At 57.3% G+C, this 25780-nt stretch carries 15 protein-coding genes and 5 pseudogenes; 15 read left to right on the top strand and 5 right to left on the bottom strand.

Annotation, left to right across the window (positions count from 1 at the left end):
- Positions 1-5: 5 nt before the first annotated feature.
- On the top strand, positions 6-1268 hold the full coding sequence (gene istA, locus N0Q91_RS02550) for an IS21 family transposase (RefSeq protein WP_275596400.1): 1263 nt from the start codon (positions 6-8) through the stop codon (positions 1266-1268).
- Positions 1265-2146 (top strand): IS21-like element helper ATPase IstB, encoded by an 882-nt coding sequence (istB, locus tag N0Q91_RS02545; protein ID WP_275596197.1) that lies wholly within the window; start codon positions 1265-1267, stop codon positions 2144-2146. The genes istA and istB overlap by 4 nt, the downstream gene beginning before the upstream one ends.
- 52 nt (positions 2147-2198) lie before the next feature.
- On the opposite strand, the gene N0Q91_RS02540 is transcribed toward istB, so the two are convergent.
- Entirely contained in the window at positions 2199-2609 is a 411-nt protein-coding gene (locus tag N0Q91_RS02540) for a DDE-type integrase/transposase/recombinase (RefSeq protein WP_275596196.1), read from the bottom strand.
- 315 nt (positions 2610-2924) lie between these two features.
- Between N0Q91_RS02540 and N0Q91_RS02535 the strand changes: the two genes are divergently transcribed.
- On the top strand, positions 2925-3179 hold the full coding sequence (locus tag N0Q91_RS02535) for a hypothetical protein (protein WP_275596195.1): 255 nt from the start codon (positions 2925-2927) through the stop codon (positions 3177-3179).
- Positions 3180-3290: 111 nt separating this feature from the next.
- Here N0Q91_RS02535 and N0Q91_RS02530 read toward each other — a convergent pair whose 3' ends face one another.
- Positions 3291-3413 (bottom strand): hypothetical protein, encoded by a 123-nt coding sequence (locus tag N0Q91_RS02530; RefSeq protein WP_275596194.1) that lies wholly within the window; start codon positions 3411-3413, stop codon positions 3291-3293.
- 337 nt (positions 3414-3750) lie between these two features.
- Between N0Q91_RS02530 and N0Q91_RS02525 the strand changes: the two genes are divergently transcribed.
- From N0Q91_RS02525 to N0Q91_RS02515, 3 genes and pseudogenes are all read left to right on the top strand, one after another.
- Positions 3751-4515: a hypothetical protein gene (locus N0Q91_RS02525; protein WP_275596193.1), complete on the top strand. Its 765-nt coding sequence runs from the start codon at positions 3751-3753 to the stop codon at positions 4513-4515.
- A 97-nt stretch (positions 4516-4612) separates the two neighbouring features.
- Complete coding sequence (gene doeA, locus N0Q91_RS02520; protein ID WP_275596192.1) at positions 4613-5794, top strand: ectoine hydrolase DoeA; 1182 nt, start codon at positions 4613-4615, stop codon at positions 5792-5794.
- A gap of 345 nt (positions 5795-6139) precedes the next feature.
- Positions 6140-7724: pseudogene (locus N0Q91_RS02515) on the top strand (transposase).
- 995 nt (positions 7725-8719) lie between these two features.
- On the opposite strand, the pseudogene N0Q91_RS02510 reads toward N0Q91_RS02515, so the two are convergent.
- Positions 8720-10025, bottom strand: a pseudogene (locus tag N0Q91_RS02510) (ISNCY family transposase).
- Between the two features lie 279 nt (positions 10026-10304).
- Positions 10305-11342 (bottom strand): IS110 family RNA-guided transposase, encoded by a 1038-nt coding sequence (locus N0Q91_RS02505; RefSeq protein WP_275596399.1) that lies wholly within the window; start codon positions 11340-11342, stop codon positions 10305-10307.
- Positions 11343-11933: 591 nt separating this feature from the next.
- Here N0Q91_RS02505 and N0Q91_RS02500 point away from each other — a divergent pair.
- Positions 11934-12941, top strand: a complete 1008-nt coding sequence (locus N0Q91_RS02500; RefSeq protein WP_275596398.1) for an ornithine cyclodeaminase family protein — start codon at positions 11934-11936, stop codon at positions 12939-12941.
- A 962-nt stretch (positions 12942-13903) separates the two neighbouring features.
- The gene (locus N0Q91_RS02495; protein WP_275596190.1) at positions 13904-14899 is read left to right on the top strand and encodes a dipeptidase; all 996 of its coding nucleotides are present in this window, start codon (positions 13904-13906) and stop codon (positions 14897-14899) included.
- A 574-nt stretch (positions 14900-15473) separates the two neighbouring features.
- Here the strand turns inward: N0Q91_RS02495 and N0Q91_RS02490 are convergent.
- Positions 15474-16381: pseudogene (locus N0Q91_RS02490) on the bottom strand (DDE-type integrase/transposase/recombinase); the annotation flags it as partial.
- Between the two features lie 266 nt (positions 16382-16647).
- Between N0Q91_RS02490 and N0Q91_RS02485 the strand changes: the two are divergent.
- From N0Q91_RS02485 to N0Q91_RS02455, 7 genes and pseudogenes are all read left to right on the top strand, one after another.
- The gene (locus N0Q91_RS02485; protein ID WP_275596189.1) at positions 16648-18258 is read left to right on the top strand and encodes an ABC transporter substrate-binding protein; all 1611 of its coding nucleotides are present in this window, start codon (positions 16648-16650) and stop codon (positions 18256-18258) included.
- 889 nt (positions 18259-19147) lie between these two features.
- On the top strand, positions 19148-20152 hold the full coding sequence (locus N0Q91_RS02480; protein WP_275596188.1) for an ABC transporter permease subunit: 1005 nt from the start codon (positions 19148-19150) through the stop codon (positions 20150-20152).
- A 13-nt stretch (positions 20153-20165) separates the two neighbouring features.
- Positions 20166-21076, top strand: a pseudogene (locus N0Q91_RS02475) (ABC transporter permease).
- A gap of 2 nt (positions 21077-21078) precedes the next feature.
- Complete coding sequence (locus tag N0Q91_RS02470) at positions 21079-21963, top strand: ABC transporter ATP-binding protein (protein ID WP_275596187.1); 885 nt, start codon at positions 21079-21081, stop codon at positions 21961-21963.
- Positions 21960-22818 (top strand): annotated as a pseudogene (locus N0Q91_RS02465) (dipeptide ABC transporter ATP-binding protein). The gene N0Q91_RS02470 and the pseudogene N0Q91_RS02465 overlap by 4 nt, the downstream one beginning before the upstream one ends.
- A 57-nt stretch (positions 22819-22875) precedes the next feature.
- Positions 22876-24003, top strand: a complete 1128-nt coding sequence (locus tag N0Q91_RS02460; protein ID WP_275596186.1) for a CapA family protein — start codon at positions 22876-22878, stop codon at positions 24001-24003.
- A 393-nt stretch (positions 24004-24396) separates the two neighbouring features.
- A complete protein-coding gene (locus N0Q91_RS02455) occupies positions 24397-25722 on the top strand; it encodes an NAD(P)/FAD-dependent oxidoreductase (protein WP_275596185.1) in 1326 nt (441 codons plus the stop codon).
- The last annotated feature ends 58 nt before the right edge of the window (positions 25723-25780 follow it).

The following is a 25780-nucleotide window of genomic DNA, read 5'->3' as shown; positions in this document are numbered from 1 at the left end:
TTTCGGTGATCAAGCTGAGGGAGATGATGATGATCCTGGATCTACATCGGCAAGGTCTGTCGGTGTCGGCGATCGCCAGGCAGGCTGGTATCGATCGCAAGACGGTGCGTAAGTACATCGAGCGCGGGCTGGAGGCTCCGGTCTATGGACCGCGCAAGCCGAGAGCGACGGTGATCGACCCGTTCGCGGCCTATCTTCGCGAACGCGTGCAGACCTATCCCGGCCTGACAGCGCGGCGGCTTTTCCGCGAGATCAGGGATCTCGGCTATTCCGGCGGCTATACGGCGCTGACCGACTTCTTGCGCGACATCCGGCCGCCGAGCGAACAAGGATTTGAGGTTCGCTTCGAGACACCGCCGGGTGAGCAGGCGCAGGTCGATTTTGCCCAGTTTCATGTCGTCTTCACCGACGAACCGACGACGCCGAGGATCGTCTGGTTGTTTTCCATGGTGCTGGGCTACAGCCGCCTCATCTGGGCGCGCTTCGTCATGCATCAGAACCTGCCGACGGTGCTGCGTTGCCACGTCGCCGCGTTCGAGGCGATTGGGGGCGTTCCGCGCGAGATCCTTTACGATCGCATGAAGACCGCGGTCATCGGCGAAGGCGAGACAGAGGGTATTGTCTATAACCGTGCGCTTGTTGATCTCGCGCGTCACTACGGCTTTCATCCGAGGGCATGCCGTCCCTATCGGGCCAAGACGAAGGGCAAGGTCGAAAGACCGTTTCGCTATATTCGTGAAGACTTCTTCCTGGCGCGCTCGTTCCGCAACCTCGACGACCTCAACGCTCAACTGCGACACTGGTTGGACAGCATCGCCAATCCGCGCAAGCATGCCACCACCTTACGCGTCGTCAATGAGGCCTTCGCCGAAGAACGGCCGCATTTGCGCCCGCTTCCGCTCGCCGCTTTCCGCTCGGTTCTGAAGTTGGAGCGCCGGATCTCGCGCGAAGGCATGGTCAGCGTCGGCGGCAATGCCTACAGTGTTCCCGACGCGACCCGCAGCCGGATGGTCGAAGTCCATTCGCTCGCGGACGAGGTCCGCATCTTCGAGAACGGCACGCTGATCGCCGTCCACCCTGTTCTGGAGGGGCGCAGACAACGACGCGTCCACCCCGATCATCGTCGAAGCGTGGCCTCCCAGCGTTCGCGGCCACCGACGACGGACAGCAGCGTCGTTCTCCAGGGCGCTGGCGACAGAGTGACTCATCGGTCGCTGGCCTTTTATGACGCCGTCGGCAAAGCCATGGCACGGGAGAACCGCCCATGAGCGCCGCCCTCGATACCGCATCCTCAATGATCGATCGCATTCGCCACGATCTCGTCGGCCTGAAGATGCCCCGGGCGCTCGAGGCTCTCGATCATGTTGTTCGGCGCCTCGAGCATGGCGAACTCTCGGCATTGGAAGCGATCAACATCCTGCTCTCCGAGGAGCTGACCTTGCGCGAGAATAGCCGCATCAAGACCGCGCTGCGGATGGGGCGGCTTGCGACGATCAAGACGCTGGCCGGCTTCGACTTCTCCTTCCAGCCATCGCTCGACAAGGATCGGATCTTCACCCTCGCACAGCTCGGCTTCATCGAGTGGTGTGAAGCTGTGCATTTCCTCGGCCCACCGGGAACGGGCAAAAGCCACTTGGCCACCGCTCTCGGCGTCGAGGCCGTCAAGGCCGGAAAGAGCGTCTACTTCACGACGCTCGCCGATCTGATCGCCGCGCTCGCACGAGCCGAACGAGAAGGTCGACTGCAGGAGCGCATCCGCTTCTTCTGCAGGCCAAGCCTGCTGATCGTCGACGAAATCGGTTATCTGCCGGTCATCGCCGGCGGCGGCAATCTGTTCTTCCAACTCGTCAACGCCCGCTACGAACGTGGCGCAATGATCCTCACCTCAAATCGCGGCTTTGCCGAATGGGGCGATGTCTTCGGCGACCCGGTCGTTGCCACTGCGCTGCTCGACAGGCTTCTGCACCATGCCGTTGTCGTACAAATCGAGGGATCAAGCTATCGATTGCGTCAGCATGCCGAGCTCATGCCGGAGCATGTCCGCTCGAAGGCGCTGATCACTCCTCCAGCCTTCACCCCTCCGCCTAAACCGAGGGGACGGCCGCCGAAAAATGGCCATCTCTCCATGACGACCCCGTCGGCTTAATTGGGGAATTTTACTTCGGCACTTGAAGTGCGCCCCTTGGGGTGGACAAGGATCAGGCTGCTGATTTGCCAGTCTGCCGGATGTGTTGATCCTCGAACTGTTTGGGGCTCAAGTAGCCGAGCGCTGAATGGAGCCGGCGCTTGTTGTAGACCTCCTCAATGAAGTGGGGAAGATGTTCAGTGATGTCCTCGAAGGTTTCGAATGCCATCGGATAGACCGCCTCGACCTTCAGCGTTTTCATGAAGCTCTCGGCCTTGGCGTAAGGGTTTCCCCGGCGACCCATCGAGCCGATCAGGCCGTTGGCGGCCAGTGTCTCGCGGTAGAGCTCGGCAGCATACTGCGAGCCGCGGTCCGAATGGTGGACCACGCCGTGCGGCGGCCTTCTTCTGTCAATGGCCGCCTTCAAGGCTGCCACCGTCAGCCGTGCGTGGATCGACCGACCGATGGCGTAACCGACGATCAACGCGACCAGGCATCGAGGACGATGGCGACGTAGATGAAACATAGGTGATGTCGCTTACCCCAAGCTGGTTCCTGCGCGACCTGACGTTTGAATTCGACGCTGTGACTGCGGTGCTTTGCCATGGGTCTTCCTTCCGAAAACCCGGTAGGCCGGTCAATTCCTCATCCCGATCTGTCCACCCCTAAGGGGCGCAGTCCACCAACAGGCGCACTCCATGACCACACAGGTGGATTCGTTGGCCCGTCTCATGAAAAGATTCGCTCGCCCGATGTCGAGTCCTCGGCATCCCCCCTCCACCAAATGGAAATCCAACGGATGGCTGAAACGGCAACGGACCTGAGGAACGAATTCTTCCACAGACGAGCCTATGGTCAGCGGTCAGCCGAGCGGATGGGCAGCCTGCGCGCGGTTGCCGAGAGCGATGTGTTCGATGTGATCCTGGATCACTACGAAAGCTTCAACCAGCTCCTGCATCCCTGCGCAAAGGCCTCGGGACGCGATTCCAGCGTCCCCAACCTCGACCCCAATGATGTCACCTCCGTAGAAGTGAGAGGAGGAGATATTAACTAATTCCCGTGGTCGCCGGTGACCTTGAGTTGCAGTCGAGCGATGACGTAAGATCGATGCGACTCGGCTTAGGACTCGCCAGCGCGCGATCTGACGCAACCCTGGGAACTATGATCACGATTGGGGTTCGCGCCCGCGCCGAAGGTCGTCACCTTCGCGATACACCCAGACGCCATATTCAACGTCGAGTAAACAGATTCCGGCGGCGTTCGACACGCCTTCGGCCTTGAAATACATCCGATCGAATCTTCTGCACGTTCTGCGCGAGTGCAAGGTGGAAAGCACCGGGGTGCTGGGCCCATGTGATTTCAACCGGCGCGCCAGTCATAGCGATCCGGATGGCCTCGAAGGAAGGGCGCCTTTGAATTTATAAACTGCAATTGACAACAGCCTGCAACTGCGTGGTGCCGAGACAGAGCTTCCGTGGGGAACACTCGTATGGCCCATAGGGCAGGGCGCTTTTGCGGGAATGAGTGTTAGTCAACTATCAGACCCCGTAGTTTCGGTGCTCGCCCGGAACCTCTAAAAAGCAATGTATGTTCATCGCACTAAACACTAAACGGGGTTCATTGGCATGCAGAGCAATGTGACCACGCTAGAGGTTTCCAAGTACATCTGTGCAGCAGACGAGCTGGGGCGCACATCCGGTCTCCATATTACGATGGGCGACGATTTTGAGGAGTATGTGGAGATCACGAGCAAACTTCCGGGAAAGTCACCGACGTATCCCAGCTTCCGTCCTGACTGTTCTGATCTTCCGCCTGGAAAGGCCTTTTGGATCGTTGGGCGGGATCGGGAAGGAAGAGTGGCGCATGTCCAGGCAATGCGTTTAGACCATCTGTCCAACACAAACCTTGCTGAGCACCTTGGATCGCTCAAAGCCTGGTTCGCGGATCCAAACCTCAAAGCCGGGGTTGACTCCTCATCTCGGTGCAATGCGCCGAGTGCTCGCAGCATAACCGGGCTGGTGGCTTATCAGGGCGACATCTGGTTGCGCGAGGACTTTAGAGGCTGCCGTCTCTCTACCGTTGTCGGTCGCATTGCATTCGGACTAGCATGGGCTAAATGGTCGCCAGACTTCATCTACGCCCTAGTTGCCGGCTGGCACATCGAAAAAGGTGTTGTCGATCGCTACGGCTATCGGCATCGAGAGCCACACGGCTCAGTACTACACTTGCCTGCTCATGGGATAGACGACGACGATTGGATCGTTTGGCTGACGCGAGAGGAACTGTTGACGAAGCTTTCGCGTACTTCGAGATCACAGGTGCTTGGCGATAGTACTTTGCCAGCAGCCGAGTCTCTCGTGACTGGGCAGCACCGCACGACGTTGACCTGATAACGGTACCAGACGCAATACGAGATGGCCTCGTCTGCGCCCATTTCCATGGCCGATGGACATAAACTTCCAGGCTGCTTGACACGGAGTCAAAACAATGGTTGCAACAAAATTGAATTTCGGCTTGGAAGAGTATCAAACGCGGCTCAGGAAAACGCGTCTTGAGATGCAGAGGCGCGGAATCGATGCCCTTATCCTTAGCGAGCCTGCGAACATGGCTTGGCTGACCGGCTATGATGGCTGGTCCTTTTACAATCACCAAGCAGTTATTGTCTCCCCAGAAGGTGACCCGATCTGGTGGGGTCGGTGCTCGGATGAGAACGGCGCCAAGCGGACGGTCTATTTCTCGGACGAGAATTGTGTGAGCTACTGCGATAGCTATGTCCAGACGCCTGCTTGTCATCCCATGGAAGATCTTTGCAAGGTTCTTGCGGATCGCAAGCTCGACAAGGGCGTCATTGGCCTTGAAAAGGATAATTATTATTTTTCTGCGACTGCCTTTGAGACTTTGGTAGCAGGGTTGCCCAACGCCAAATTCGTCGATGCGACGGTGCTCGTTAATTGGCAGCGAGCGGTCAAAAGCCCTCGGGAGATCGAATACATGCGCAATGCGGGACAAATAGTCACTCGCATGCACGAGCGCATCTTGGAAAAAATGGAACCGGCGATGCGCAAGTGTGATCTTGTCGCCGAAATCTACGAGGCGGCGCTCCGCGGAACACCTGAATTCGGAGGCGATTACCCATCCATCGTACCGATGCTTCCATCAGGCTCCGAGCTATCCGCATGTCATCTCACATGGGACGATCAGCCGCTTCGCAATAACGAAGGAACGTACTTCGAAATAGCCGGCGTTTATAAGCGCTATCATGTCCCGACCGCGCGAACTTATTGCCTGGGCAAGGTTCCGCAGCACTTCTTGGACGCAGAGGAGGCCACTCTTGAAGGTATGGAAGTGGGCCTTGAAGTTGCCAAGCCCGGCGCAACTTGCGAAGATTGGGCCGTGGCATTCTTTGATGTTCTTGAAAAATACGGACTGGAGAAAACGACTCGGGCAGGTTATTCAGTCGGGCTGTCGTATCCTCCGGATTGGGGCGAACATACCATGAGCCTGCGCCGCGGGGACAGGACGGTGCTTGAGCCCGGTATGATCTTCCACTTTATGACCGGTTTTTGGTACGAGGATTGGGGCTTCGAAATCACGGAAACTGTTCTCATTACATCTGACGGAAATGAGTGCCTATCAAAGGTACCCCGGAAGCTTTTTGCCAAACACTGACATCCACGCCACTCCATTAGCACTGAACGCTCCGAGGGTCGAGTCGGTGTACAACCTGCGGCCGATTGCCAACCTACCAAGCTTGGTCGTGCGGATCAACAACCGACTTGGATGATATTGCCTAGGCTCTAGAATACCCGGACGTCAGTTGATCACTAAATCTGCTACATACTCATTGAAACCTAGACTTAGGGAATTACTCGCAAAGCCTGAGCACGCAGTTTCCTGCGTTATGTCGGGCGAAATGAAAAACTAACCCCCGCATTGCCTCAAGCAAAATGTTACCGATAGTGTTGATGCTCCCGATGGGATGGTCATGGTTCGCTGTCCCGGCTCGGGGGATGGATGGCACGGCGGATCAGCATGGCGACACGGACGGAACTGATTGAGGCAATCATCGAGCGCTATCGATCGAGCTGTCGGGCGGACAAGCATAGGATCCTAGATGAGTTCGTCGCGGTTACCGGCTACCACCGCAAGCATGCGATCAGAGTGCTCCGCCATCGTGGGTCCGAGCCGCCTTCCGCTCGGCAGCATGTTGTCCAGTATGGTCCCGACGTCAGGGAAGCGCTGGTGGCTTTATGGGAAGCGTCCGATCGTCTTTGCTCGAAACGCCTGAAGCCGCTGATTCCAATTTTACTGCCAGCCCTTGAGCGTCACGGCCGGCTCGAGCTGAACAGCGAGCTTCGCGATAAACTGCTAATGGTCAGTGCAGCAACGATGGATCGGTTGTTGTCAGAGGTACGTGTGGTGGCGTCGCGGTGGCCAGCGTCGGCGTGCCGGAATGAGTTCCGCGGTTCGCCGGTCGGTCCCGGTGCGCACTTTCGGGGACTGGAACGACCCGTTGCCCGGTTACGTCGAGGTCGATTTCGTGGCCCATTCGGGTACCTCTTCGTCCGGCAGCTTCGCGCAGACGATGGTGCTGACCGATATCGCCACGGGCTGGACCGAGTGCGTGCCGGTGCGGACGCGCGAAAGCGGGCTCGTGATCGCTGCCATCAAGCAGGCGCGCTCGCAGTTTCCATTTCCGCTGCTTGGCGTCGACTTCGACAATGACAGCGCCTTCATGAACGAACTGGTGGTCTGCTGGTGTCGAAGCCAGGGCTTGGAGGTGACCCGTTCGCGCGCATATCGAAAGAACGATCAAGCCTGGGTCGAGCAGAAGAACGGTGCGATCGTGCGACGGCTGGTCGGTTACGGAAGGTTCGTCGGCGCGGAGGCGACGACAGCGCTGGCTCGCCTCTATGAGGTGGTGCGTCTGCATGGCAACCTGTTCCAACCTTCGTTCAAGTTGCGGGAGAAGACGCGGATCGGCGCTCGTGTCATCAAACGCTACCATCCGCCCGTGCCGCCTGTTGCGCGGGTGCTGGCCCATTCCGGTGTGGCCGAGGCCGACAAGGATCGGCTGCAGGCGATGTTGGAAAGGGCGGATCCAGTGATACTGTTTGCCGGGATCCGCGCCGCCCAGGAGGAGCTCGGAAGGCGGGTCGCTCGGCGTGGCCTAAACGCCAGATCCGAAGAACCGGTCGCCGTCGATCCGCAACGCTTCACCTTGAGCCTGAAGACCGCCTGGCAGGTTGGGGAGAAACGGCCGACACATCGGAGGCCATATCGTCGGACCAAGCCTTACCCGAAAAGGCAGAGCATGCTGGAGCCATTCGAGCCCCAGATTCGAGCGTGGCTTGAGGCGGATCCGGCGGTCTCGGCAGCCTCGGTCCTAGAGCGTCTAATGAGCGCCGATCCGTCACGCTTCACGAAGAAAAGCCTGCGGACGGTGCAAATGGCCGTCAAGGCTTGGCGCATCGAAACAGCCGGGCAGATTATTCTCGATGGAGACTGGATGAAGCGCGCGCCGTTACCTTCTCCCGCCGCGGCAGGAGAAGGTAACGGCCATCTCAGCGCACCAAACTTCGGTAACATTCCTGGGTGAGGCAATAGGCGGGGTCAATTCCTCGATTCGCTTGACACGTTATTCGCGTCTAGAGAAATGGGAACTGCCGCATCATATTCTCGTGTGAACGAATTGAAATATATTCTCCTCACGTGTGCTTCGGTGGAATTCGTTGCGATTCAAAACGGAGAGAAACACAATTGATCTCTTGAGACGCACAATCGTGAGGGGATGGCTGCACTCGGCGTCGCTTTACCGATCGCATGGTTCGCCGATTCACCTTCGGCAGCAGTCGCTGCTTGAGAATGGAGAGACGATCCGGAGCGGCTTTTCCAACGAGATTCCCTGAGCCTATCTCGGCGAGAATTAATGAGCCGCGCGGCTTCGTCAATGTGATGGCGCTAGACATATTGAAGATGTCGGTACGACCAAAGTCGAGCCGCGCGTGACGGAATGAGGTTCGCTCATCCCTGGCCTGCAGGCGGGGCGTCCGAACCGCGCAGTGTTCAACGAGACACGCCGACCGTTAAGCTGGAGCAATCACGTCCTTGGAGTTGGGAGCCGCCGAAGTCCCTACGAGATCAGCTGCCTAACCTGCGGAACTTGCCGGATCGTTTCGGATCAGATCAAGCTGGTAAACGAGGTGCGAGGCCTTCTTGCGGAGCACGGCACATTCATCCCGAGTATCGCAGACTTCGACGACGCCTCAGCGAGCTGGAGCGTTCTCTCATGAGGAATCTTCGGGAAAATTCGCTGCCCGCACCTCCGTTGCGCGGATCGGACGTAGCGGCTCGTGCCGGCAACTCCTTGTTTCCAGGATGCCGCTGCGCCTAAGTTCTAGCTAGTGCCCGTCCATAAACGCCTGTTTTTCGGCGGTTTTGAAAGGTTGTTTGCCGGCTGACACCGTTTCTTGGGACGCGTGATGGCACAAGGCGGCGCAGGTTATGGCCCGAAGAGCGATCTGGCGGCAATAGGTCATAGGGTATCGGCCGACGCTCGCCGGGCTTGCTCTGAACGCCACCGGATCAGGAGCGTCAGGTCGGCCGGAGGCGGGCGAAGAGGGCGAGATTGTAAGCGACCACCGAGGACCAGACATAAGCCTTGAAGTGGTCGAGCCCACGCCAGGTGCAGCGCCCCAAGCCATAAGCGCGTTTCAGGCAAGAGATGCCGGCCTCGATGCCGGCGCGGAAGTTGCGCAGCTTGCGATAGACCCAGCGGCTGCTGACCATGTCTTCGATGCTGAGGCCGCGCTTCTTGTGGAAGGCCATGTCGCGGATGCCGCGGGCTTTGGCTCCGCTCAGATTTTCGCGGCTGGCATAGCCGCCGTCGGCCGCCGCCTGACGCGGCGGCTCGCCGTAAAAGGCGATGTGGCGTTCCAGCATCGGCAGCAAGCGCTCGCTGTCGGTCGGGTTGCCGGCTTCGATGACGAGGTCGAGGATCAGTCCGCTTCTGCCGGGTGGTCAGATTGAGTTTGTGGCCGTAGTCGACGGTCGCGGCTGCCCTTGACGATGATGTCGGCATGCGGCTCGATCAGGCTCACCACCTTCTCGCCGGCCGGAACCGGCTCCCCGGCCAGGACCCGCCGTTCGGTCTGGGCGATGATCCGCTCGATCAGCGGCCGGTAGTGGCGGAGTTGGGCCTGCCACAGTTCGCCGGCCGGGCCCGCCGTCAGCGGCAACTGTTCACTGGCCTGCTGCAGATAACTCAAGGTCGTGCGCGTGATCTTGAGCAGTTCGCGGTAGTGCTTGATCCGTTTGGGGCGGCCGCGGATATATTCGATCGCCCGAGCCCGCTTCTTTGCCGCGCGGCGATGGTCGTGCCATGGAATGGCGCTACCCAGTGCCTCGGCCTGCTGCAACAGCCGCACCGTCACCCGGACAGCGTCCCATAACAGGCTGCTGTCGCTCGGTTCATGGATCAGTGCGGCGGTAACGGTGCTGTCCACGCGCACGACCTTGCCACTTTCCAGCTTCTCCTGCCGGGCGCTCGCCAGCAGCACCCCGTTGATCTCTTCAAAGGTTTGCGCCCGGATCGCGCTGATCGTCTGTGCAAGACCGACTTCTTCGGGTTCCAGCCCCACGGCAGCCGGGCAAACGCTCGGAACGAGGCGGAGTCTTCGAGGTGGAAGGCCAGTTCCTGGTAACTCAACTGGCGATGCTGCTTGAGCAGCGCGCAGCGCAGCACAGCCTCGGCTGGTAGCCCCTCGCGGCCGGTCTGTCTGAGACCATGCCGGCGCAGGTCCCGCGCCACCAGCCCGAGCAAATCACCATGCTCATCCAGCCATTCCGACATCGCCTTCAGTTCACGACCGATCTCGTGTTCGGCGAAAAGATCAAATATGCTGGCTTCTCTATTCGGCGCGTTGAGGTCAAGCGCTTTTGAGCTTTTCCGCTTCGCCTGCGTCTGACGTCTTTCGCGGGGCCTTGCTTCTCTTCGGGATCGGCGCCTTGGCCCTCCCAGTATGGGGAATCCGCAGAACGAGATGGAACAATCTTGGACGCGTCCTGATCCAGGAACGGTACTGCCAGCATAGCGAACTCATCTCATCCATCGTCCCGCGAAGGGACATCTTGCCACCGGCAAGTGGAAATTTGTCGTGTCCTCCCTCAACGGGCCCGGTCAGACGGCGACCGGTGTGCTCTCCTTTGTCCAGCGGAACGGTGTGCCATCACTCCACATGCGATGCATGATCACCGCCAGCCGACGTGCCAGCGCGACGATCGCCTTTTGCCGGCCACGCCGCTTGGCGATGTTCATCGCCCAGGCCTTCAGCCAGGACCATTTCGTGACGCGCGTCAGCAGAACCTGCGCGGCTTCGTAGAGCAGCGTCTGCATCATATCTTCACCGCACAGTGAGATTCGGCCGATACGGCGGCTTTCGCCCGACTCATGGAGCACTGGTGTCAGGCCTAAAACCGGCCCGACCGCTTTCGAATTGCGGAAGCGGGCCGGAATGTCGATGGTCGCGGTATAGCCCAGCGCCACGACCGGGCCAACTCCGGGAATTGTCATCAGCCGGCGGCAAACCTCATCATCGCGGGCGATCGCCAGGAGCTTGCGGTGAAGGGTGGCAAAGTGCTGATGCAGCTTGCCGCGTGCGTCGAGAAGCGGTTCGATGATTTCGGACAGATCTGACATACCTTCGGTCAGCGCGCGGACGCGTTGCTCGAATTTGATCGCACCGACGATGCCGACCTTAAGCCCGAAGTTGCGCAACAGCCCGCGGATGTCGTTCTCGATGGCAAGGGCCTTTTCCTGCAGCAGCTTGCGCGCAGTCAGCAACGCCCGGCGCTTCTGGCTCGTTAGCGTCTTGACGTGCACTGGGCGGTAAAGGCTCACGCGCATCATCTGGGCAATGCCGCGCGCGTCATTGCGGTCGCTCTTGTTCGGCTGTGCTTTGAGAAACGCCTTGGTGTGCCGGGTCTCGATGCAGATCACCGGCAAGCCGGCCTTCGCCAAGCCTTCAAACAGCCATTGCGACAAAGGCCCGGCCTCAAGCCCGACTCGCTCGATCCGCCAATTCGGATCCTTGAGAGCAGCGATGAGGTCGTCGGGATGGCTGACAACCTTTCCCTCATGGCAGATCTTGCCGGTCTCGTCGATGATGCAAACGGAGGTCTCTTTCAGCGACACATCGAGGCCAATATAGTGCTTCACGCTACGTTCCTTTCCTGATGCTTGTGGCTGTTGCATGCAGTCCCGTTTTACCATCAGCCAGGAGCGCAACACCTCCTTCGCACTTCCTCAACGGCTGGACACCAGGCCGAATACCCCATCTTGGACGGTGCGTTCTTGGCGCATTGTCGGTTCCGGCGGTTACGGGTTTGTCTTTAGAATCAGTAGCTTGATCTAAAGTATACCTGAAACCGTCGGGATTTGCCCGCGCAGATATCGCGATTCACTCAATAAATTCAGCAGTTTACCGTTTATGGACGGGCACTAGCTAGCGGATCACGTCACAGTCTCGCCCAGTGCCCATCTACTCGCCAGCTCTCTTGTCGTTGTATTTCAGCCTTGCAATAAAACATGCAAATTGAATTAACAGAAATTTTGCAGCCGCCAATCGGGTACGATGGTATGTTCACCGCACGGTCGGATAAAAGACAGGCTTGAAGAATGGTGCCAATTGGTAGGGCCCGACGGCAGCATAGCAGGCAACGGAGACCCATTCCATAGCCGTACAAAAATGATTCGATGGCACAGCCTTACTCTTAAAGCGAGCCAAAGGCGCAGAAGGTCTTGCCCGAGATGTTCGCGGGCCATTTTGATGAAAAGAAAGTACCAGAGATGTCGACAGAACTACTTTATCTTTCGAGTGCGAATCTGCAAGACTTGCAAATTACCCCTTCCGAGGCACGTGAGGCAATTATTAGTGCCTTTCGCGACAACGCGGCGGGCCGCAATATCGGCTTGCCGAAATCCATCATAACCATCAACCCGTATTCTTGGTTCATCTCGATGAGCTCTGCTTCCGAGGGCGACAGCATCGCGGCGGTAAAATGGGTGGCGGTTATTCCAGTTGAGGGGACTCAAGCAAGATCAACAGTTAACGGCTTAGTCTGTGTGAGCGATTACAACACGGGAGCGCCCATTGCAGTTCTCGATGGCAATTCGATTACGCTAATAAGGACAGCGGCGATGTCGACGGCGGCAGCGATTTATCTCGCGCCTAAGACACCTGCAACGATTGGCTTGATTGGCTGCGGTCTGCAGGCTTTTAGCCATCTTGACTCGTTTGTCGACCTGTTTCCGTCGCTACGCAGAATCTATCTGTTAAGTCGGAGCGTCAGCTCAGCTGAGAGAGTTGCGACTGCTGCTTCCGAAAAGCAGCTAGATCCGATTATTGCAAGCGGTCCCGAGGAGCTGTTGAGTCAAAGCGAGATCGTGGTCTCCATGGTTCCGGGTTCGCCCGGATTGAAACCGTTTCTGGACGCTCGGTCTCTACCGTCTTCTGCATTCGCCTGCGCTGTCGACGGAGGTAGAAGTTGGCGGCCGGACACGTTCGCTGCTTTCGACCGACTTGTCACAGACAGCTTGGAGCAATATACATCCCCACTTGATGCATCAGGAACACTTGTGGATTCTGTAAAGTTTGAGGATGATCTTGTTCATCTTGCTTCTGGTTCGTCGCGGCCACATCCTCCAATGAGAGCCCTGTTCGGCTTCCAAGGTTTTGGGGTCGCCGATTTGGCCTTGGCAGGATTGGCGATCAGAAAGGCCCGCGCTTTTGGAGTAGGGGCGTTTCTGCCGCGATGAGCACGGCTTTTAGGTCATTCCGCCCGCCGAAGACAGAAACAGCGGTGAGTCCACGGTGGGCGCACAATGCATGGCGCCGTAGCTCGGCTATGACGGTGGCGTGTATGGGCACATGTCTCGACCTGCGGAACTTCGGGTTCCGAATCGTAAGGGCGGCTCCGTCGAGATCACTGCTGCGGCTAAGGCAGGAGTTCAGCCAGTCGGTTAACATGTTTTGTTTCCGTCCGTAATGAACTGACAACATGCTGAGAAGCCCGAAAGATGAGGGTAGGCTCCTCGGAACCAGGTTTCAGGAGCGCGTCTCAGTGCTCCAGGGGGGCGCGTTCCAGCCGGTCAGTCCGGCCTAAGGGGTAGCGCCCCGCCCATTAGTGCGGCCGCGTCGGCGGTGGCACGGGACGTGTATGGCAATCGGGCGGGATCGGATATCGAGCCCCGCAATCGCTGTTCGCAGAGGCCGAGTTCTGTTGAACTGCCCCAAGGGCGATATGTGTGACACCGCTATGCGAGGTACTGACGTCCTGCTTGGGTCTAAGACCCGATGACGTCCTAAGGGAACGCGTCCGAGCGTGGGAGATCTCTTGCTCGGCCGGGCAGCGATAGCCACGCCGGTCAGCATCCGGAAGGCGAGGAGCCGTAGCCGATGCTCCGGAGTATTAGCTGTGTAGCCTGCGCCAGGCAACCGGCGGTGGAGTCGGTGGAGCCAAGGCCAGAGCCCAAGGGGAACGCGGATCAGCAACACACGCACGGGGCACAGAGCCGGGAAAGCCTGGAGCGCGTAGGGAAAGCCGCAAGGCAAAGGACGATGGAACGGTTTACCCTCCTTCTCCACCATGCCAATGCCGAGACGCTCAGTTGCCTGACCCTTCGGCGACGATCTCAATTTCGCATATCAATTCGCGGTTGGAGGCATCGAAAGGTGCGCAAAATTGTAGGACCCCAGTTGGCGGAAGGAGTGAATTTCGATGGATGTGAGCCGGTTGAACGTAGATGACCTATTCCAAAACAGCATCATCTGGGATGCACATTGCGGGATCGACCCGCAGGTACCACTCGACATGAACTCGTTGGAACGCATCCGGAAGGCTGGATTTACATATGTCAGCACCAATGTTGGATACGATGTGTTAGCCTGGCAACAGGCATTTAAGGTGATCGGCGCCTATCGGCGTTGGCTAGGCGAAAACAGCGACAAATATACCCTCGTGTCCAACGTTGGCGACATTGTCGCCGCCAAGAGAGACGGGAAACTCGCGGTGTCCATGGATATTGAGGGCGTGTCCGCGCTAAATGGGACGACGGATCTTGTTGAGGTTTACCATCGGTTGGGCGTGCGTCAAATCAGCTTTGTTTACAATCTGGACAACGAGGCGGGTGGCGGCTGCCACGGCGAAAATACTGGACTAACACCCTTTGGTCGCGATGTTATCAAAGAGATGAACCGTGTTGGCATGCTTGTGGACGGATCTCATTGTAGCGCCAAAACGTCGATCGACATGGCCGAAGCCTCGTCCAAACCGATTGTCATCACTCACGCAAATAGCCGGGTGCTGCATGAGCATCCGCGGAATATTTGGAATGAACAAGCCGTTGCCTGCGCCAACACGGGTGGCGTGATTGGCGTCACAGGAATTCGAATCTACCTGACAATAGCAGGCGACAATACGTCGGACCTCGATCTTCTCGCTCGCCACATCGATTATCTTTGTGAGCTGGTCGGTCCGCAACATGTGGGCATCGGAACTGACTTTGCAGAAATCACGAACGCGTTGCAATTCGACAACGCTAAAAACTACTGGCCGCCGGAACATTATCCAAGTGGATCTGACCTTGGCTTTATCGACATTGAAGTATTCCCGAAACTCACCGCCGCCTTGTCAGCTCGGGGCTACTCGAACAAGGACATTAGCGGAATCCTCGGTGGCAATTTCATGCGGGTCGCAGCGATGAACTGGGAGTAGCCCGTTGGAGTTCGACTGCCGCTGTCAGGGACCTTGTCGTAGACAAGATATGTTGGACGTGTTGAAACGTTTTGACCACCGTCGCTATGGGAAGCCTCCTTCGACATCTCGAGGACCAGATGTAAGAGCCGTATTCAGTGCCCTGCTTTGTGTGCGCTGGTATCTGGCCTGCATATCAACCCGCGTTATCTTGAGGAGATAATGGCTGATCGGGGGACACCCGCCGTTAAGCAAGCGAATTTTTTTGCGCCGAGAGAGGGCTCGAAGGTGGTGCCAGCTTTGAGCACAGCACAGGCGACGGCGAGGAGACGATTGGCGACTGATCGCAGGGCGCGACCCCGGCCCCAAAGGGCGACGTATTTCAATCAGCTTCTGAGGTCCTGTTGAACGGCGATGCGCGCCCAATGTCGACAATTCCGGCGATCGTTGAGACCGTCCTGGCGATTTTCCGCGATTTCGGTCTGAGTACTGGATGCCGGCAAGCTTGTGATGAAATGGCGAGATCGCCAATCGAACGGATCGTTGAGGTGGCGGCCACTCGCACCCAGAAGGGCAGTGCGTTCATTGATCACGGGAAGCCGCCGTTGAAGGCTTCAATAAAGGCGTTGTCCGTGGGTATTCCCGGTCGTGAGAAGTCCAGGGCGACGCCCTTGGCCTAGGCCCACGGGTCGAGATCGCGGGACACAAATCGGTGCCCTAATCCACCCTGATCGTCTTCGGATAGCCGACCTGCCGGCATACTCGTTCCAGCGTCTGCACCACATCTTCGCCGCGGTAACTGAGCGCGGATCGAGCACCGGTACATAACGCGAGAAGGTATCGACCACCGTCAGCACCCGCAGTTTCTTGCCGGTGGCGAGCTGGTCGTGAACGAAGCACACGGCCCAGACGTCGTTCGGGCCTGTCGCCACCTGCCGGTCCTCCCGCAGCTTGGCCTTGACCCGGCGCTTCGGCGTCTTGTTCCGCAATTCCAGGCCCAAGTCCCTATAAATACGATAGGTTCGCTCGCGGGTTCCGAGAGTACGTGCACGCGACAATAGCCGTAGCGCACACTGGTCTCACAAATTTCGCGGATGCGTCGTTCCAGACCGGCCTGGGGCGGAACGGAGAGAGGTCTAGTGGTAGGTGGACCGATCAGAATTCAGCGCCCCAAAGGCTCGCCGGATCGAGATCGCCCAATCCTGACACATGCCCTTCACTACCTGCCGCTTCCGAGCAGGCCTTAAAGCTTTCGCCGAATGACATCCTGCTGCATCTCGCGGTCCCGCGTCAGGTCCGCAACGATCTTCTTCGACCGATCGTCCTCAAGCTGCTTCAGCTTCTTCATCTCCGGCGGCAACATGCAGACATACTTCTTCTTCCAATTGAAACAGGCCGCCTGGCTGTTTCCCGCCTCGCCGCAGATCTCCGCGACCGGCACGCCCCCATCACCCTGCTTCAGAATGAAACCTTTTGCGCGTCCGAAAACTGAGATGCCTTCATCGTCGTCCGTTCCTTTTCCCGCCAGGAACTCTAACCGAAAGAGGTCCAGTTTGAAGGGTTCAGATCATTAATACGCCGGACTCTGACCAATCTGGAGAAAACCACCGGTGGCAGGGCAGGGTGAGCCACACTCGATGCAAGCCAGATCAGAGCACGATCTACGCAAAAATATTCCCTGTGACGAAGAAAAGCTGCGCGCTGAGCGCCACATTCGGTCATTTCCCGCTTAGGGTTCCAACTAACATGCTTGTGAGCCTCAGAGGGGCTTGGTCAAACAGGGAGAGCGCGATGAGAAAAAAAATTTCACGGCGGCATTGCTGGCCGCCACACTGCTTGGAGGCATAGCGAATGCCAAGACCTTCGTCTACTGCTCTGAAGCATCACCTGAAGGTTTCGACCCAGGACTTTACTACAGCGGCAACACAGTTGATGCTTCCGCAAACACGATTTACAATCGCCTTCTCGAGTTCAAGAAAGGCACAACCGAGGTCCAGCCGGCCCTGGCCGAAAGCTATGAAGTTTCCAACGACGGCCTTCAGTACACCTTTAAGATTCGTCCGGGCGTAAAATTCCAGACCACCGATTTTTTCACGCCGACCCGAGCGTTGAATGCCGACGATGTCATTTTCTCGTTTGAGCGTCAGTGGAAAGCGGACAATCCGTGGAATAAGTATATTCCGTCGGGTTCGTGGGGGTGGTTTGCGGATTCGGGCATGCCTGATGTGCTTGACAAGATCGAGAAGGTGGACGACATGACCGTCAAGTTCACCCTTAAACGAAGGGAAGCCCCCTTCCTCGTCAATCTTGCGCTGCCGTTCTCATCGGTTCTTTCAAAGGAATATGCCGAGAAGCTTCAGGCCGATGGCAAGATGGACCAGATGGACCAAAAGCCGCTTGGCACCGGCCCCTTCATGTTCGTCGAGTACCAGCAGAACGCGGTGGTGCGCTATAGGGCAAACCCGGAGTATTGGGGAGGCAAACCGCCGATCGATGATCTGGTGTTCGCCATCACCCCCGACGCTTCGGTTCGCTATCAGAGATTGAAGGCCAACGAATGCCAGATCATGTCAAACCCGAATCCTGCCGACGTCGCGGCGATGAAGGAAGATGCGGACTTCAAGGTTCTCGAGCAGGAGGGCCTAAATGTCTCCTACCTAGGCTATAACACCACGCAGGCTCCGTTTGACAATCGCGAGGTGCGCAAGGCGCTAAACATGGCGATCAATAAACAGGCAATTGTGGATGCTGTGTTTCAAGGCCGGGCCACGATTGCTAAAAACCCGGTCCCGCCGACTATGTGGTCGTACAACGACGCAATAGAAGACGACAAATTCGACCCTGAAGTGGCCAAGAAGATGTTGGCTGAAGCAGGCGTGAAGAACCTGTCGATGAAGATTTGGGCGATGCCGGTGTCGCGCCCATACATGCCGAACGCACGCCGTGCCGCCGAGTTGATGCAGGCGGATCTGGCGAATATCGGTGTCAAAGCCGAGATCGTTACAATGGATTGGGGCGAATATTGGAAGAGGTCAGCCGCGAAAGATCGTGACGGCGCAGTCACGCTCGGCTGGACGGGAACCGGCGATCCGAACGACTTCTTCTATACGCTATTGAGCTGTGGTGCAGTTGGCGGCAATAACCGAGCGCAGTGGTGCAACAAAGAATTCGATGAACTGGTGACCAAGGCCAGGGAATCCGGAGACCGAGCAGAGCGGATCAAACTCTATGAACAGGCTCAGGTCGTGTTCAAACGCGAAGCGCCATGGCTGACCATCGCCCACTCGCTTATAGCTGTTCCGATGCGCAAGAATGTCGACGGCTTCATCCAGATGCCAACTAGTGATTTCATATTCACCGAAGTCGACATCCAGGAATAGTCTGCCACATCCGTCGAAGGGACATCCGCACCGGATGTCCCTTTCTGTCGCGTGCGCCGAACGAACCCATGGGAAGCACTGAGGATACTCAGCGTCTATTCGCCCGGCTGGCAGCACCGAAATTCCCTCCGGACTCCCATCATTGCGTTTGCCTTCTGTCGTCGTTTGGCGGCGACCTGACAATCTGATGTCCGTGAACGCATCATGGATCCCTGCGCGTGATGATGCATTGATCATCGGCTGTAATCAGTCATATGTGCTCGATCTTCCAACAAGCTGGTAAAGGGCTCACTTTTCGCTCGGTTACCCGGGCCTAAACAACTTAACAAACGGGTTTTGACAGAGGAACGTTTGTTGGCACTGCTATTGTTAGAGCATTTCGACCCCTCGCATGATTGGGAAGAGGAATGACGATGAGGGATTTATCCGGTCTCCTGGCCGGGATACATCTCTACGTGTCAAGCCAATGTCGGCAAATCAGCCGAAAAGGATCAGAGCGATCTATTCTCTGCCGCGGTTCTTTCCTAACAGCGCTGGCACGAAAGGTCGGCCCGACCGACGCCCTCATTAATGCGCTAGGTGGCCGAAAGCCGTTTTTCCCTGCCATTAAGTCACTTTCAGGATCGTCTGTCCAGTAGACGGGTATCTGGTCGGCGTGTCATCTCCAGCGGAATCAACCGATTTGGCGAAGAAAAACTGCAATGTGATTGTCATATTCGCCTGCTTCCAGCCGATAGTTCTGATTAAGATCAGCTTGCGAGCCTCGGAGGGGCTTGGCCAATCAGGGAGGTGAGTAATGCAGGAACCGATCTTCGCGGCGGCGCTGGTTGACGCTGGACTTTGGATAGGCGGCAACACGAATAAGGCCTGTGGGACGGGGGCGTAACGGATGCTGCGATTTGTTTTCGCCCGTCTGGCAGTTCTGATTCCAACCTTTCTCGGGGTCACCATAGTTGCATTTGGCTTTATTCGCCTTCTGCCTGGCGACCCTGTCATGCTGATGTCTGGTGAACGCGTCATGGAGGCTGCGCGTTATGAGGCGCTGACCAAGCAGTTTGGCTACGACAAGCCCTATGTCACTCAATATTTTCAATATATTGTAGATATTCTACATGGTGACCTTGGCGCCTCGATTACTACCAAGACTTCTGTTTTGGGCGAGTTCTTGCAACTGTTTCCTGCAACACTCGAACTCTCGTTCTGCGCTATCTTGGTTGCAGTCATGCTTGGCATTCCGGCCGGTGTACTGGCGGCGGTAAAACGTGGTTCGTTCTGGGATCAGACTATCATGGGAACTGTCCTTGTTGGCTTTTCCATGCCTGTTTTCTGGTGGGGTCTGCTGCTGATTATTCTGTTCTCGGGGGTTCTGGGGTGGACACCGGTGTCCGGCCGCATCTCGTTGACGTATTTCTTCCAGCCCGTCACCGGATTCATGTTGATAGACTCGCTCCTTTCCGGGCAAGCAGGCGCGTTCAGGTCGGCACTCAGTCACCTCGTTCTTCCGACTGTCGTGCTTGGCACTATCCCGGTGGCCGTGATCGCTCGTCAAACACGCTCGGCGATGATTGAAGTCCTATCCGAGGACTATGTGCGGACGGCGCGCGCGAAGGGTCTCACCCCTTTCCGCGTTATCGGAGTTCACGCACTGCGCAATGCCATGATTCCTGTCATCACGACGATCGGGCTGCAGGTCGGCGTTCTACTGGCTGGAGCGATCCTGACTGAAACCATCTTCTCCTGGCCCGGGATCGGCAAGTGGATTGTCGATTCAATCTTTCGACGTGACTATCCGGTCATACAAGGCGGGTTTTTGATAATTGCCGGCATTGTCATGATGGTTAATCTCATCGTTGACCTGATGTACGGGCTAATCAATCCACGCATCCGGCATTGAGAAGGAAAGTACAATGGCTAACACCGCCACAAGCGTCTCCGCCGCCGGGGATGTATCGCCGCGCCAGGTAGCGCTGGCCGAATTCTGGTACTATTTCTCGGCAAACCGAGGCGCCGTCATCGGTCTTCTCATCTTCATCGCTTTGGTGATCGTCGCAGTTCTCGCGCCAATGATTGCTCCCCATCTGCCCAACGCACAATATCGGGACGCGGTATTGCTTCCACCGTTCTGGCAAGATGGGGGGCATGCGACCTATCTCTTCGGCACGGATCCGGTTGGCCGTGACGTGCTCTCGCGCCTGCTTTACGGTGCCCGTTATTCGCTATTCATCGGCGTCTTCGTTACCACTATAGCGTTGGTGGGCGGAATACTCATCGGCGTCATCGCCGGTTATTTCGGCGGTTTGATCGACACCGTGATAATGCGCGTCATGGACATCACCCTCGCCTTTCCGTCTCTCCTGCTGGCGCTGGGTCTAGTCGCCGTGCTCGGGCCCGGTCTCACCAACGCGATGATCGCAGTCGCGCTAGTGTTTCAGCCGCATTTCGTGCGCCTAACGCGGGCTGCCGTCATGGCCGAAAAACTCGCGATTATGTGGTGGCGGCTAAGGTGGCCGGCGCGGGTCCGCTGTATCTGATGTTCAAAACCATTCTTCCAAACTGCATGTCGCCTTTAATAGTCCAGGCGGCTCTCTCCTTCTCCAGCGCGATCTTAGACGCTGCGGCGCTGGGGTTTCTGGGCATGGGTGCACAGCCACCGACGCCGGAATGGGGAACCATGCTTGCCGAATCGCGCGAGTTCATCCTGCGTGCTTGGTGGGTAGTCACACTGCCCGGCCTTGCAATCCTGATCACTGTGCTCGCGATCAACCTGATGGGTGATGGTTTGCGTGGTGCTCTTGACCCCAAGCTGAAGAGGTCGTGACGATGGCACTGCTAGAAATAGAGAAATTGGTGGTCGAATTCCAAACGGCTGCGGGCACGTTTCGCGCCGTCGACGGAGTGTCGCTCATGGTAAGTGAACGCGAGGTGCTTGCTGTTGTCGGAGAGTCCGGCTCGGGGAAATCGGTGTCAATGCTGGCCGCGATGGGGTTGCTCCCGTGGACGGCGAAGGTAAGCGCGGACAAGATGACATTCAATGGGCGCGATCTGCTCAAGATGAGCTCCACCGACCGGCGAAGGCTAATTGGCAAGGACATTGCCATGATATTCCAGGAACCGATTGCCAGTCTCAACCCGTGCTTCACCGTAGGTTTCCAGATAGAGGAAGTGTTGCGCCTACACATGGGACTGGACAAGACAGCGCGACGCGCGAGGGCTATCGAACTCCTCAATGACGTCGGTATACCCGATGCCGCCGAGCGGATCAGTCACTACCCCCATCAGATGTCGGGTGGACAATGTCAACGCGTCATGATCGCCATTGCAATCGCCTGCAACCCAAAGCTGCTCATTGCAGACGAACCGACGACTGCACTCGACGTGACTATACAGAAGCAAATTCTCGACCTTTTGATGCGGCTGCAGTCCGAACACGGCATGGGCCTTATCATAATCACGCACAATATGGGGGTCGTGGCCGAAACGGCGGATCGCGTGGTAGTGCAGTACAAGGGGCGAAAAATGGAGGAGGCCGACGTGCTGTCGCTCTTCGAAAATCCCAAAAGCAATTACACCAAGGCGTTGCTCGCTGCATTGCCCGAGAATGCGACCGGCGATCGGCTGCCGACCATCACCGAACTTTTTATCGACTATTACGTGGCTGATGAAACAACCGCAGTCCAGACACCGCCGGTGGGGGCGCCACTATGACCAGACCGATCGTCCTTGAAGGGCGCAACATTATTCGCGACTATCAGCTTACTCCTGGCATGCTCAAGAAGGCCAAAGTTGTCCACGCGGTCAAGGGTATCAACCTCTCTATCGAAAGGGGCAAGACCCTCGCGATCGTTGGTGAGAGCGGCTGTGGAAAATCCACCTTGGCCCGTATCATCACGCTGATCGATCCAGCGACTTCCGGTGAGCTTTTCATCGACGGCCAGAGGATCGATATAGCCAAGCGCAAGCTTACGCCCGAGCTCCGTTGCAAAGTCCAGATCGTTTTCCAAAACCCCTATGGCTCGCTCAACCCGCGCCAGAAGATAGGAGATGTCCTCGCCGAGCCCCTGCGGCTCAATACTGATATTTCGGCTAGCCAGCGCAGGGATCGCGCGATGGCGATGCTGAAAAAGGTCGGTCTCCAGGAAATCCATTTCAATCGCTACCCGCACATGTTTTCTGGGGGCCAGCGCCAGCGTATAGCTATTGCGCGAGCGTTGATGCTCAACCCAAGCCTGCTGGTGCTTGATGAGCCTGTGTCAGCGCTCGATCTTTCTGTACAGGCGCAAGTGCTGAATCTATTGGCCGACCTTCAGGATGAGTTTCAATTGACTTATGTTTTCATCAGCCACGACCTGTCGGTCGTGAAGCACATCGCCGATGATGTGATGGTGATGTATCACGGTGAGGCGGTTGAACATGGCCCCCGCGAGCAAGTCTTTGCCGACCCTGAAACATAGTTATACCAAAATGCTTATTGCAGCGACGCCGCGCGCCACTCTGGACTCCATCAGGATCCGGATAGCTCATAAGAAGCAAGTCAAGAGACCGTCTCTGGCACCGTTATGATGCCCGTGCCGGTGGCGCAGCTGGCGACCTCAAGATGATTAAGAAAGGACGAACTCGATGATTTGGACCTTAGGCGCGGTGGGCGACGTTTTTGTAAACCGTGACAATCCGGCGAACGCGTTCAATGGCTGCGACCAGCTCTTGGGCAGCATGGACCTTGTGTTTGGAAACTGCGAGGGCGCATATACTGACCAGCCCCGGTTTGCTCCCAGCGCGGGGTGGCGGGTGGTTTCAGCAGAGGCGAATGGCCGCGGGCTCGGAAGAGCCGGCTTTGATGTGATGGCACTAGCGAACAACCACATCCTTGATGCCGGGTACGAAGGCTTGAGCGGCACCATCAAACTTCTACAATCGCAAGGAATAGCGACGATCGGCGCCGGCGCTAATAAGTCTGAAGCGACTGCGCCCGCTATAATTGACCACCACGGGGTTTCCGTTGGTTTCCTTAGCTTTGCCTGCGTATACTGTCCCGGTTATGAGGCTCGCGGCTCAGCACCCGGGCTTTCAGCTATCCGCGTTCACTCGCACTATTACCTTCCTGAATGGGCCTACTTCGACCCGGGGACAGTTCCCGCCGTTAGAACATTTCCGTGGCCGGAAGACGTCGAATACATGAAATCCTTGATTGAGGACCTTCGAAAGAAGGTTGATGTTGTAATTGTAAGCCATCACTGGGGCTTGTGTGTTCCCTCGTATATTACCGAGTATGAGAGAATATTAGGGCATGCTTCGGTTGAAGCTGGCGCTGACATCATCCTCGGACACCATCACCACTTCGTTCGCGGTATCGAAATTTATCAAGGAAAGCCGATTTATTACGGGCTCGGGCATTTTGTGTTTGATTTGCCCGGGCTAGAACTGATGGAGCCACATCTAGACAAAATGAAGAAGGAAAGTGAGTACGCAATTTATCCGCGCGAAGGTTATCCGCTTTCGCCGTTTCACCCAGACGCTCGGATGACGATGGTTGCGGCTTGCGATTTCGACGGCAAGTCCTTGCAATCGGCTGGTTTTTATCCGTGTTTGATCAATAAAGAAAATCACGCCATTCCATTCAGGAAGGATGATCCAAAAGCCCAGCAGGTCGTCGATTATGTCACCAGGATAAGCGCCGATGCCGGTCTGAAAACGAGTTATACACTATCGCACAGACTTGGCTGTGCGTATTCAGCGGCGGAAGACTAGCGCTCCAAAGCCAGCCTAGGCGGCTATCGGGGTAGTCGGCAGCCTTTTATGATCTGTCTGATCACACTTGTTAGCGTGACCGATCGACTAGCAGCACTGCTCAAGCCGGAATTGGCGAGCGAGACCTCGTTCTGAGCATCAGGGGCTGTCGTGCTCAGCGGCGGCAAAGCGGCTCTGCATGGCATCAGGCGTCGATCGACAATCCGGCGCTTTCGGGAGACGATCGGTTTCGTCTCGGGTCAGATGGCTGGTACAAAGGGCCAGCGATCCGTCAGGGCAGCATCGGCGTCTGGAGCCTTATACGCTGAGATCCGCTCGTATGAGGTTCGCAGGTCACCAATCTAAAGCGTTGCAGAATCTTCCATCATCTACTAGCTCGAGGAGTTCTTGAGTATGCCCGGACCGTTCGTTGTTCCTGTTCAGGGAGACATTGAATTACCAAAGGAGGTGGATTGCGTCGTCATCGGCGGCGGCATTGTCGGCGCGTCCACTGCACTAGAACTCGCCGAAAGTGGTCTGCGCGTGGCTTTGTGCGAAAAGGGTGGGATCGGCCAAGAGCAGTCTAGTCGCAATTGGGGTTGGGTACGCATCTCCCGCAGGGATCCGCGTGAGATTCCACTGATGGCTGAAGCGTTGCGCATGTGGGATAGGCTCTCGGCCCGCACGGGTCGGGATGTGGGCTACAATCGGGCGGGAATTGTGTTCACCTGTGCGGGCGACAAAGAGTTCGAAGAGCACGCACGTTGGGGACGCCTTCTGAAGGAATACCAAATCGAGTCACGCATGTTAGAAGCTTCGGAACTGCGTAACCTCCTCCCAGGCTCCAATCTTGATGTTAAAGGAGCGCTTTATACGCCGGGGGACGGCCGCGCTGAGCCGCAGAAGGCCGCCTCGGCTATTGCGGAGGCCGCGCGCGAGCGCGGTGCCGTCCTCCTCACCGAGTGCGCGGTTCGTGGTATAGAGACAACGAACGGCGCCGTCTCGGGCGTCATCACTGAACGAGGCTTCATTGCCTGCAAGGCGGTCGTGCTTGCTGGAGGTGCCTGGTCGAACCTGTTTTGCGGGAGGTTTGGTCTCAAGTTGCCGCAGTTGAACGTCATGAGTACCGTCCTGCGTACGACGCCGGTCGAAGACGGCCCGGAGGAGGCGGTGTGGGCGAGCAATTTTGCCATTCGCAAACGCCAAGATGGGGGATACACCGTCGCTTCGACCACCAGTGTCGTTGACATAGTGCCCAGCTCATTTCGTTACGCGCGCGATTTTCTCCCGGCCCTGCGGACGGAGTGGCGAGGGCTGAATTTCCGTCTGGGAAGTCGTTTCGTTGAAGAGGCGAGAGTGCCGAATCGGTGGACGATGGATGAGGCGAGCCCTTTTGAATACTGCCGCGTGCTTGATCCAATGCCTTCGAAGAAAAGCTGCGAGCTCGGCCTTGCAAACGCCCGCAAGGCATTTCCGTTTTTGAACAAGGCTGGAATTGCGCAGCGTTGGGCCGGCTATATCGATGTCACGCCCGACGCCATCCCGGTCATATCCGCGGTGGATGCCGTCCCCGGCTTTCATGTTGCAACCGGCTTTTCAGGTCATGGGTTCGGAATCGCACCAGCAGCAGGGAAGTTGATCGCGGATATCGTCACGGGGCGGCCCCCGACCGTCGATCCTACGGACTTCAGATGGTCGCGGTTCTCAGACGGGTCGAAACTCAAGCCGATGGCGCCGTAGGCCATGTAGGAAGATAAATGCGCAAACGCGCGTAAAAACGCTGGTTTCCGGCGCACGT

The organism is Sinorhizobium prairiense, assembly GCF_029201645.2.
Classification (GTDB): domain Bacteria; phylum Pseudomonadota; class Alphaproteobacteria; order Rhizobiales; family Rhizobiaceae; genus Sinorhizobium; species Sinorhizobium meliloti_A.
The sequence above is the reverse complement of the archived record's forward strand: the minus strand, read 5'-3'. Positions and strand labels throughout refer to the sequence as shown.

Bases quoted from the DNA above. Each gene is read 5' to 3' on its own strand.
- istB (WP_275596197.1), top strand. From the start codon at position 1,265: ATGAGCGCCGCCCTCGATACCGCATCCTCAATGATCGATCGCATTCGC.
- N0Q91_RS02535 (WP_275596195.1), top strand. From the start codon at position 2,925: ATGGCTGAAACGGCAACGGACCTGAGGAACGAATTCTTCCACAGACGA.
- N0Q91_RS02530 (WP_275596194.1), bottom strand. From the start codon at position 3,413: ATGTATTTCAAGGCCGAAGGCGTGTCGAACGCCGCCGGAATCTGTTTA.
- N0Q91_RS02525 (WP_275596193.1), top strand. From the start codon at position 3,751: ATGCAGAGCAATGTGACCACGCTAGAGGTTTCCAAGTACATCTGTGCA.
- doeA (WP_275596192.1), top strand. From the start codon at position 4,613: ATGGTTGCAACAAAATTGAATTTCGGCTTGGAAGAGTATCAAACGCGG.
- N0Q91_RS02500 (WP_275596398.1), top strand. From the start codon at position 11,934: ATGTTCGCGGGCCATTTTGATGAAAAGAAAGTACCAGAGATGTCGACA.
- N0Q91_RS02495 (WP_275596190.1), top strand. From the start codon at position 13,904: ATGGATGTGAGCCGGTTGAACGTAGATGACCTATTCCAAAACAGCATC.
- N0Q91_RS02480 (WP_275596188.1), top strand. From the start codon at position 19,148: ATGCTGCGATTTGTTTTCGCCCGTCTGGCAGTTCTGATTCCAACCTTT.
- N0Q91_RS02470 (WP_275596187.1), top strand. From the start codon at position 21,079: ATGGCACTGCTAGAAATAGAGAAATTGGTGGTCGAATTCCAAACGGCT.
- N0Q91_RS02460 (WP_275596186.1), top strand. From the start codon at position 22,876: ATGATTTGGACCTTAGGCGCGGTGGGCGACGTTTTTGTAAACCGTGAC.
- N0Q91_RS02455 (WP_275596185.1), top strand. From the start codon at position 24,397: ATGCCCGGACCGTTCGTTGTTCCTGTTCAGGGAGACATTGAATTACCA.